This window comes from Solidesulfovibrio sp. (assembly GCF_029978005.1).
Classification (GTDB): Bacteria; Desulfobacterota; Desulfovibrionia; order Desulfovibrionales; family Desulfovibrionaceae; genus Solidesulfovibrio.
On record NZ_JARKOZ010000008.1, the window covers coordinates 1 to 9,803 of the forward strand.

At 70.3% G+C, this 9,803-nt stretch carries 9 protein-coding genes; all 9 read left to right on the forward strand.

Going from position 1 to position 9,803, the window contains the following annotated elements; translation table 11 throughout:
- A partial coding sequence (locus Q1K70_RS00980; protein ID WP_300154486.1) for an ABC transporter permease occupies positions 1–933 on the forward strand: 933 nt, incomplete at its 5' end.
- Positions 934–976: 43 nt separating this feature from the next.
- Positions 977–1,771, forward strand: a complete 795-nt coding sequence (locus Q1K70_RS00985) for an ABC transporter permease (RefSeq protein WP_300154507.1) — start codon at positions 977–979, stop codon at positions 1,769–1,771.
- A gap of 9 nt (positions 1,772–1,780) precedes the next feature.
- The gene (locus Q1K70_RS00990) at positions 1,781–3,403 is read left to right on the forward strand and encodes an AAA family ATPase (RefSeq protein WP_300154489.1); all 1,623 of its coding nucleotides are present in this window, start codon (positions 1,781–1,783) and stop codon (positions 3,401–3,403) included.
- A gap of 132 nt (positions 3,404–3,535) precedes the next feature.
- Positions 3,536–4,189 (forward strand): ATP-binding cassette domain-containing protein, encoded by a 654-nt coding sequence (locus Q1K70_RS00995; protein WP_300154492.1) that lies wholly within the window; start codon positions 3,536–3,538, stop codon positions 4,187–4,189.
- Positions 4,186–5,058 carry an FtsX-like permease family protein gene (locus Q1K70_RS01000; protein ID WP_300154495.1) on the forward strand — a complete coding sequence of 291 codons (873 nt, stop codon included), beginning with the start codon at positions 4,186–4,188 and terminating at the stop codon, positions 5,056–5,058. Before Q1K70_RS00995 ends, Q1K70_RS01000 begins: the two co-directional genes overlap by 4 nt.
- A complete protein-coding gene (locus Q1K70_RS01005) occupies positions 5,058–5,864 on the forward strand; it encodes a sirohydrochlorin cobaltochelatase (protein WP_300154497.1) in 807 nt (268 codons plus the stop codon). Before Q1K70_RS01000 ends, Q1K70_RS01005 begins: the two co-directional genes overlap by 1 nt.
- Before the next feature lie 173 nt (positions 5,865–6,037).
- On the forward strand, positions 6,038–6,976 hold the full coding sequence (locus Q1K70_RS01010) for an aspartate carbamoyltransferase catalytic subunit (protein ID WP_300154499.1): 939 nt from the start codon (positions 6,038–6,040) through the stop codon (positions 6,974–6,976).
- Positions 6,973–8,268: a dihydroorotase gene (locus Q1K70_RS01015; protein ID WP_300154502.1), complete on the forward strand. Its 1,296-nt coding sequence runs from the start codon at positions 6,973–6,975 to the stop codon at positions 8,266–8,268. Before Q1K70_RS01010 ends, Q1K70_RS01015 begins: the two co-directional genes overlap by 4 nt.
- A gap of 42 nt (positions 8,269–8,310) precedes the next feature.
- Positions 8,311–9,633 (forward strand): HD domain-containing protein, encoded by a 1,323-nt coding sequence (locus tag Q1K70_RS01020; protein WP_300154505.1) that lies wholly within the window; start codon positions 8,311–8,313, stop codon positions 9,631–9,633.
- Positions 9,634–9,803 lie beyond the last annotated feature (170 nt).

Below are 9,803 nucleotides of genomic sequence, written 5' to 3' on the forward strand. Positions count from 1 at the left end.
ACCCTCATCTCCTTCGCCGTCATCCACCTCGCCCCGGGCTCGCCCACCGACATGCAGACCACCCTCAACCCCCTGGCCACCGCCGAAACACGCGCCCGACTCGAAAAACTCTACGGCCTCGACCGCCCCCTCTCCGTCCAGTACGTCGACTGGCTCGGCAAGCTCGTCCGCTTCGACTTCGGCCAGTCCCTCTCCGGCGACCACAGACCCGTCTGGGACAAGATCAGGGAACGCCTGCCCCTGACCGTTTCCATGAACCTCGTCTCGCTTCTCCTCACCCTGGCCGTGGCCGTGCCCATCGGCGTGGTCTCCGCCAGACGCCAGGGCGGCCCCTTCGATCGCGCCGCCACCGTCCTCGTCTTCATCGGCTTCGCCATGCCGGGCTTCTGGCTGGCCCTGCTCCTCATGCTGCTTTTCGGCATCCACTGGCCGGTGCTGCCCATCTCGGGCCTCACCTCCATGGATTACGACACCCTCTCGCCGCTCGGCAAAACCCTCGACCTGACCCGCCACCTCGTCCTGCCCATCTTCATCTATACCTTCGGGAGCCTCGCCGGCATGTCGCGGTTCATGCGCTCCTCCATGCTCGAAGTGCTGCGCCAGGACTACATCCTGACCGCCCGGGCCAAGGGCCTGCCCGAATACGTCGTCCTCTACAAGCACGCCCTGCGAAACGCCCTGCTCCCGGTCATCACCATCCTGGGGCTGTCCGTGCCGGGACTCATCGGCGGCTCGGTCATCATCGAATCCATCTTCGCCCTGCCGGGCCTGGGCCAGCTCTTCTACCAGTCGGTCATGTCCCGGGACTATCCGCTCATCATGGGCAATCTCGTCCTCGGCGCCGTCCTGACCCTGGCCGGCAACCTGCTGGCCGACCTTGGCTACGCCCTGGCCGATCCGCGCATCCGCCTGGGAGGCCGGGACCGTGCGTAAGGCCGTCTTCTCCCGCCTGCGCCGGCTGCTGCCCGGCCACGGCATGCTCGCGGCCGGACTTCTTCTCGTCGGCGGCATCTCCCTGGCCTCGCTTTTCGCACCGTACCTGACCGCCCTCGACCCCACGGCCCTGGACGTCAACGCCATCCTCACGCCGCCGGGAGCCCGGCATCTCCTCGGCACCGACGCCCTGGGCCGCGACGTGCTGGCGCGGCTTCTCTACGGAGGCCGGGTGTCGCTTTGGGTCGGGTTCGTGGCCGTGGGGCTGTCCGTGTCCATCGGCCTCTTCCTCGGCCTGTGCGCCGGCTATTTCGGCGGGCTCGTGGACGAGGGCATCATGCGCGGCGTAGACGTGATGCTGTGCTTCCCCTCGTTTTTCCTGATTCTCGCCGTCATCGCCTTTCTCACGCCGTCGCTGACGAACATCATGGTCGTCATCGGCCTGACCTCGTGGATGGGCGTGGCCCGGCTGGTGCGGGCCGAAACGCTGACGCTTCGCGGCCGCGAATTCGTCCTGGCCGCCCGGGTGTCGGGCATGGGCGTGCCGGGCATACTCTTTTACCACATCCTGCCCAACGCCGCCGCGCCGGTCCTGGTTTCGGCCACGCTCGGCGTCGCCGGCGCGATCCTCACGGAATCGTCCCTGAGCTTCCTGGGCCTTGGCGTCCAGCCCCCCATGCCGAGCTGGGGCAACATGCTCATGGAGGGCAAGGAAGTGCTGGAAGTCGCGCCGTGGCTGTCCATCTTTCCGGGCCTGGCCATTTTGTTCACCGTGCTCGGCTACAATCTCATCGGCGAAAGCCTGCGCGACATCCTGGACCCCAGGCTGCGGCAGTAGGGCGCGCATATGATCGAAGTATTGCGGATAAAAAACCTGGCGCTGATCGACGACCTGGAGCTGGAATTCGGCCCGGGCCTCAATGTGCTGACCGGCGAGACCGGCGCGGGCAAGAGCTTCATCGTCTCGGCCGTCAACTTCCTCACCGGCGAGAAGATGCACCCGGATCTGGTGCGCGCCGGCTGCGAAAAGGCCGTGGTCGAGGCGCTTTTCGTCCTGGGCGGCGAGGACCTGCTCCTGCGCCGGGAGCTGGCCGCGGGCACCGGCCGCAGCCGCATCTACGTGGGCGACGGCCTGGCCTCGCGCGAGACGCTGGCCGCCCTGCGGCCGAGGCTTTTGCTCCACGCCTCCCAGCACGGCCAGCAGCGCCTGCTCCAGCCCGGATTCCAGGCCGCCCTCCTCGACGGCTTCCTGGTCGATCCCGCGCCCCTGGAGGAGCGAAACCGGCTCGTACGCGAGCTGGCCGACCTCGGCGGGCGCATCCGCGAGCTCGACGCCAAGGCCGCCGCCTTGGAGGAGAAGCGCCAGTTCCTGGAGTTCCAGCACGCGGAGATCGAAAAGGTCGCGCCCCTGCCCGGCGAGGAGGAGGAGCTCGTGGGCAAACGGGCCGCCCTGGCCGAGGCGCGAAAGGCCGCCGAGGCGCTTTCCCGCGCCCGGGACGCCATCGAGCGCGAGCCCAAGGTCCTGGACGTGCTGGCCGACCTGCACCGCGAACTGCTCCACGCCGGCGCGATCTTTCCGGAATTCGCCGACGACGCCGAGGCCGTGGCCGCCTTCCGCCACCAGGTCAAGGACATGGCCGCCAGGCTTCGCAAAAAGCCCGCCGCCGCCGACGCCCCGGCCGACGCCGAGGCCGTGGAGAAGCGGCTCTTCGAGCTGGCCACCCTGCGCCGCAAGCTCAAAAAGACCCTGGCCGAGATCGTGGACATGGACGCCCAGATCAAGGCCAACCTGGATTTCCTCGACGCCTGCGCCCTGGACCGCAAGCAGCTGGCCCGCCAGGAAGAGGCGCTGGTCGCCGGGCTTTCCCAGGTGCTCGCGACCCTGGGCCAGGCCCGCCGCCAGGCCGCCGACGCCCTGTCCGCCGCCCTGGAGGACATCCTGCGCGGCCTGGGCTTTTCCAAGGACGTGCGCGTCATCTTCGAATTCTCCCCGGCTGAGGTCTATGCGCCCGTGGCCGCCCCGGGCGGGGCGCTCGTCGAGGAGCGGGCCCGCATCCTCTGGCGACCCAACCCCGGCCAGCCGCCCCAGCCCCTGGACAAGATCGCCTCGGGCGGCGAGCTGTCGCGGTTCCTGCTCGCCCTCATGTCGCTTTCCGCCGAGCCCGGCGGCCCCACGCTCATCTTCGACGAGATCGACGCCGGCATCGGCGGCCTGACGCTCGGCAGCGTCGGGGCCTACGTCAAAAAGCTCTCGCAAACCTCCCAGATCCTGCTCATCACCCACTGGCCCCAACTGGCCAGCCTGGCCGACCGGCATTTCCAGGTCCAGAAGACCGTGGAGAACGGCCAGACCAGCACGCGCTGCCGGCGGCTCGCCGGCCCGGACGTGGCTGCCGAACTCGCCCGTATGGCCGGCGGCGGCGAGGCCGGCTCGGAAATGGCCCGCCGCCTGCTGTGGGAAGGGGCGTAAGCGGAGGGCAGGGGCAGGGGAGAAGCCTCCGGCGGCCAGGAGGGGCCGGGGGCCCCTCCTGGACCACCCCGCTCTGGTTCGCTGCCCGCGCGACAGAGGGGAATGTCTTTGGGAGAGATGAGGCAAGGAAGCATGCTGCGCGTTGAAGGGCTTTGCCACGATTTCGGCGGCCGCCGGGTGCTGGCCGACGTGTCCCTCGGCCTGGACGAGGGGGGCTTCGCCTTTCTGACCGGCCCGTCGGGCTCGGGCAAGACCACCCTGCTGCGCCTGCTCCACGGGAGCCTGCCCCTGGGCCAGGGCGCGGCCGTCATCGCCGGCCACGACCTGGCCGCCGTGACCCCGCGCGACATCCACAAGCTCAGGCGCGACGTATCCATGGTCTTCCAGGATTTCCGCATCCTGCCGGACCGTTCGGTCTTCGAGAACGTGGCCTTGCCCCTGGTCGTGCGCGGCGCGCCCCGCGAGGTGCTGACGCGCCGGGTGGGCGCGGCGCTCGTCGCCCTGGAGCTCGACGCCGAGGCCGACCGTCCGGCGACGGAGCTTCCCGGCGGAGGGCTCCAACGCGTGGCCATCGCCCGGGCCGTGGTCGCCGGGCCCAGAATCATGCTGGCCGACGAGCCCACGGGCAACCTCGACGACGCCCTGTCGCTCAAGGTCCTCGGCATCCTGCGCCAGTTCGCCGCTCACGGCACGGCCGTGCTCATGGCCACCCACAGCCGCGACCTGGTGGCCGCCGCCCCGGACGCCACGGTCTTCCGTCTGCCCGGTCCCGGAGGCGCGGCGTGATCGGGCGGCTGCTCTTGGCCGCCTGCCGCGACGGCCTGCGCCGCCCCGGCCCCCTGCTGGCCGCCCTTCTGGGCGTGGCCGCCGTGCTTTACCTCGGCGGGCTCTTCGCCCTGGCCCACGTCAACCTGGAGGCGGCCCTGGCCAGGGACCAGGGCCGCGTGCGCTTCCAGGTCTACTGGAAGCCCGGGGCCGACCCCAGGCTCGTGGCCCGGCAGATGGACTGGATGCGCGCCCTGCCGGGGCTCGTCGACACCCGGGCCTTCGCCCCGGACCAGGCGCTCGCCGTCATGACCCAGTCCCTGGGGCCGGGCGTCGATCTTTCCGCCCTGGCCGGCAAGAACCCCCTGCCCTACACCATGCTGCTCACCTTCCGCCCGCCCGTGGCCGACGAAGGCTTCGCCCGCGACGTCCACGACCGGCTGCGCGACGTGGAGGGCGTGGCCGAAGTCCATTACGACCCGCGCGAAATGGACGCGGCCGCGGCGCTCGGCCTCCTGGCCCGGCGCGCCGCCCTGCCCCTGGCCGGCCTCTTGACGCTCCTCGTCGGCCTCGTCGTGGCCGGCATGGTGCGCCTGACACTCCTGCAGCGCCGTGACGAACTGGAGATCCTGCGCCTGGTCGGCGCTTCGGAGGGCTACATCCGCCTGCCCTTCGTGGCCGAGGCCGGGCTCACGGGCATGGCCGGGGCCGGGCTCGCCCTGGTCCTGCTCAAAGGCACCCAGCTGGCCCTGGTCGCCGCCCTGGACGTGCCGCCGCTTTTCTTGCGCCTGACCTTTCTGCCGCCGCTTCTGTCCCTGGCCGCCGTCGTGGCCGCCGGAGCCATCGCCGCCCTGGCGGGGCTGGCCGCCGCCATGGAGTCGCGCGCCTGATGCCGCAAATCCCCGCCGTCGTCCTGGCCGCCCACGGCTCCCGCCATCCCGGGGCCATGGCCGCCCTGGACGCCTTCAAGGAACGCCTTGCCCGCGACCTGCCCGGCGCAGCCGTGGAGATCGCCCGCACGGTCGGGCGCAAGCACGGCGGCCGGCACGATTTCGGCGGGGCGCGGCGCGTGCCCGACGTGCTGGCGGGACTTGCCGCCTCTGGTGCGACGCGGCTGGCCGTGCAGTCGCTGCACGTGGTGCCGGGCGAGGAGTACCACGAGATGCTGGCGGGCCTCGGCCGGTTCCTGGAGGCCGAGGGGGCGGGGCTCACGGTGTCGGTCGGCGCGCCGCTTCTGGCCAGCCTCGCCGACGTGGACCGCGTGGCCGAGGCGCTTCTGGCCGGGCTGCCGCCCGAGCGCCGGCCCGACGAGGCCGTGGTGGTCATGGGCCACGGCGCGCCGCCGCCCGGAGCCGGCTTCTACGAGGCCCTGGCCGAGCGGCTCGGCCGCCTCGATCCCCTGGCCCGTTTCGGCGTCATGCCCCGGGAAAAGGGCGCGCCCTGCCCGGACATCGGCCGCATCCGCGACGCCCTGATCCGGGAGGGCGCTCGCGCGGCCTGGCTCCTGCCCTTTTTCACCGTGGCCGGAGCCCACGCCTGTTGCGACCTGGCCGGCGACGGCCCGGCCTCCTGGCGCGGCGTCCTGGAAGCGGCCGGCATCCGTTGCCGACCGCTGCTCTCCGGGCTCATCGAGCAACCGGCCATGGCCGCCCTCTGGCGCGAACACCTGAACGCGGCCCTGGCCCGTTTATTGTGACCCTCCCCTACGAGGAGGTCCGGGGGGCATCATGCCCCCCGGCGGGGCCCGGGGCGCCGCCCCGGTCTTTTCCTCCGTCCGCCTCGCGCATTGACGCCGTCCGGCCCTTGTGAAAATATTGACCGGATTACGCGCGTGGGCGCGCGGCCAAAACTCCGCCCGAGGACTCCCCCATGAACTGGCCCCACAAGGATCTTCTCGACGTATCCCAGCTCTCCCGGGAAGACGTGGACGTGGTCATGCGCACCGCCGCCTCTTTCCGGGAAATCAACGCCCGACCCGTCAAGAAGGTTCCCACGCTCAAAGGCAAGAGCGTGGTCCTTTTTTTCGCCGAGCCGAGCACCCGCACCAAGACCTCCTTCGACATCGCCGGCAAGCGCCTCTCCGCCGACACCTTCGGCCTGGCCAAGACCGGCAGCTCGCTGCAAAAAGGCGAGACCCTCAAGGACACCGTGCGCACCCTGGAGGCCATGAACCCCGACGCCATCGTCATGCGCCACGCCTCCTCCGGCGCGGCGGACTTCGTGGCCAAGCGCGTGGGCTGCGCCGTGATAAACGCCGGCGACGGCTGGCACGCCCACCCCACCCAGGCCCTGCTCGACCTGTTCACCCTGCTCGAGGTCTGGGACACCCTGGCCGGCAAGACCGTGGTCATCCTCGGCGACGTGGCCCACAGCCGCGTGGCCCGGTCCAACTGCCGCCTGCTCCCCATGCTCGGGGCCAGGGTGCGCATCTGCGCCCCGCGCACGCTCCTGCCCAAGGACGCCCAGGCGCTGGACGCCGAAATCTTTCACGACCCGGACAAGGCCCTGGCCGGAGCAGACGCCGTCATGTGCCTGCGCCTGCAGCTCGAACGCCAGGAAGCGGGACTGCTCCCCGACCTGCGGGAATACGCCCGCCGCTTCTGCCTGACCCCGGACCGCCTGGCCTTGGCCAATCCCGGAGCCAAGGTGCTCCACCCCGGCCCCATCAACCGGGGCGTGGAGATCGCCTCGGACCTGGCCGACGCCGGCAACTCGCTCATCCTCGACCAGGTATCCTCGGGCGTGGCCGTGCGCATGGCCATCCTCTACCTGCACATCACCCGCAAGGACCAAGGGGGGCAGGCATGACCGCACAAGCCCTGGCCGTGACCAACGTCCGCGTGCCCGGCCGCGACGACGCGTGCGACCTGCTCACCGCCGACGGCAAGGTCGTCGAGCTTTCACCCCACGACCCCAAGGCCGACCGCCCCGATTTCCGACGCATCGACGGACGCGGCCTCGTCCTCATGCCGGCCCTGACCGACGCCCACGCCCACATGCGCGAGCCCGGCCAGGAATGGAAGGAGGACATCGCCTCCGGCCTGGCCGCCGCCGCCGCGGGCGGATTTTCCAACATCATGTGCATGGCCAACACCGACCCGGTCAACGACCACGGGGCCATCACCCGCTTCATGCTGCGCCGGGCCAAGGACGCCCACCCGCACGGTCCCAGGCTCTTCCCCATCGGCGCGCTCACCGTGGGCCTTCGCGGCCGCGAACTCGCGCCCATGGCCGAACTGCTCGAAGCCGGCTGCGTGGCCTTCTCCAACGACGGCGAGCCCGTGGCCGATACCGAAATCTTCCGCCGGGCCATGGAATACGCCGCCGACCTCGCCCCGGTCATCGACCACTGCGAGGACCCGTTCATGGCCAAGGGCTCCGGGGCCAACGAAGGGGCCATGAGCGCGCGCCTGGGCCTGCGCGGCCAGCCCGACGCCGCCGAGGCCATCCAGGTCGCCCGCGACATCCTGCTGGCCGAATACCTGAACGTTCCCGTCCACCTGGCCCACGTCTCCTGCCGCCGGGCCGTGGAACTCATAGCCGCGGCCAAAAAACGCGGCGCGCCCGTCACGGCCGAGACCTGCCCGCACTACCTGCTCATGACCGACGCGGCGCTGCTGGGTTACGACACCATGGCCAAGGTCAACCCGCCGCTGCGCACCGACGCCGACCGCCTGGCCCTCATCGACGCCCTGCGCGAAGGCGTGGTCGACATCCTGGCCACGGACCACGCCCCCCACGCCTCCCACGAGAAGGAAACCCCCTTCGAGGACGCCAAAAACGGCATCTCGGGCCTGGACACCGCCCTGGCCTCGCTGTGGGAACTTGTGCGCCAGGGCCGGCTGACCCCCGCCGACATCGTCACCCGCTTCGCCTGGCGGCCGGCCGAAATCTTCAAGCTGCCCGTCAACCGCTTCGCCCCGGGCGATCCGGCCGACTTTCTGCTCTTCGATCCCGACGACTCCTGGGTCGTCACCCCCGAGTCCCTGCGCTCCAAGGGCAAGAACACGCCGCTTTTGGGCCAGCCGCTCACCGGCCGCGTGGTCCTGACCGTGGTCGAAGGCGTCGTGGTCCACGACCTCTCGGCCCCCGGAGCCTGACCCAACCCCGCGACGACCCGCAAACGACCCCGGAGGACATCCATGGCGCAACCCTTCAAGGACGCCACCGCCATCTGCAAAACCATCATGCGCAACGGCTACGACGCCTACGTCGTCAACGCCGTGCTGCAGGAAAAAGCCCTGGACCCGGCCGCGCCCGAACTCGACCTGGCCACCGACGCGCCCCTGGCCGAACTGCAAAAGCTCTTCCCGGACACCGAAGCCGTGTCCGCCGGCGGAGCCTACGCCCGGGTCCTGAGCGGCGGCACACTCTTCCACTTCCACCCGGCCGACACCGCCGACGCCTCCCACCCCGAGGAGACCGTGGCCCGGCTCACCAGCCGCCTCATCGCCCGCCTGGACGCCCTGGGCATTCTGCCGCCCCACCAGGCCTGCCCCTACCTGCCACACCAGTTCGACGACCACGACGGCTTCGCCGACCTGGCCTCGGGCGAAGTGCGCCTCAAGGGCATCCCCGACGAATGCATCCGCCAGAACTACCTGCGCGCCGTGCGCGCCCTGCGCTTCTCGGCCAACTACAACATCCCGGTCGAGGCCAACACCTTCATGGCCATCCTGCGCGCCTCGCGCCGCATCCTCGACTACGTGTCCGTCAAGGACGTCATGGACGAATGGCGCAAGGTCGAGGCCGAAAACATGGCCACCTTCGTGGAACTGCTCTACGACACCATGATCCTGCACTGGTTCCTGCCGGAAGTGGCCACGCTGGCCCGCATCAAGCAGAAAACCGAGGAAGGCGTCGAATACACCCTCTTCGAGCAGACGCTGGCCGTCATGCGCCACTACCCCGAGGAGCTGCCCTACGACTGGTACGGCACGCTGGCCTGCCTGTTCCACGACGTGGGCAAGCTCCATACCGCCGAATACGCCGGCGGCGACCTGCACTTCTACCAGCACCACCAAGTCGGGGCGAAAGTCGCCCGCAAGATCCTCTCGCGCCTGGGCTTCCCGCCCGACGAAACCGACCTCGTCTGCAGCCTCGTGCGCAACCACATGCGCTTCCACTTCATGCTCACCGACCGGGGCATCCGCCGCTTCAAGGCCCTGGACCAATACCCGCGCCTGATCGAAATGGCCCGCGCCGACATCAAGGCCGTCAGCGGCACCTACAAGGAATTCAACCACAACATGAAAATGCTCGAGCGCACGGCCACGCCCGAGGAAATGCTCGAACCGCTTTTAAACGGCGCGCAGATCATGCAACTGCTCGGCCTCAAGCCCGGTCCCGCCGTGGGCCTCATCCGCGACGCGCTGCTCAAGGCGCAGATCTCCGGCGACGTCACCAGCCTGGCCGAGGCGGAAGGATTCGTGCGGGCGTACTGGGACAAGCAGGGGCTGCATTAGCGTATAGCGTATTAGGAATGGGGCTCTGCCCCAGGCCCCGCCAGGAGGGGGTGACCCCCTCCTGGACCTCCCCGACGGGTGCGGGTGGAGGTTGGGTCGGGAACGGCAGGCGGCGAGGCGACGGTCGTTGTGGTCCGGGAAATGGGCCGGGCGACGCAGGCCGCAAAGCC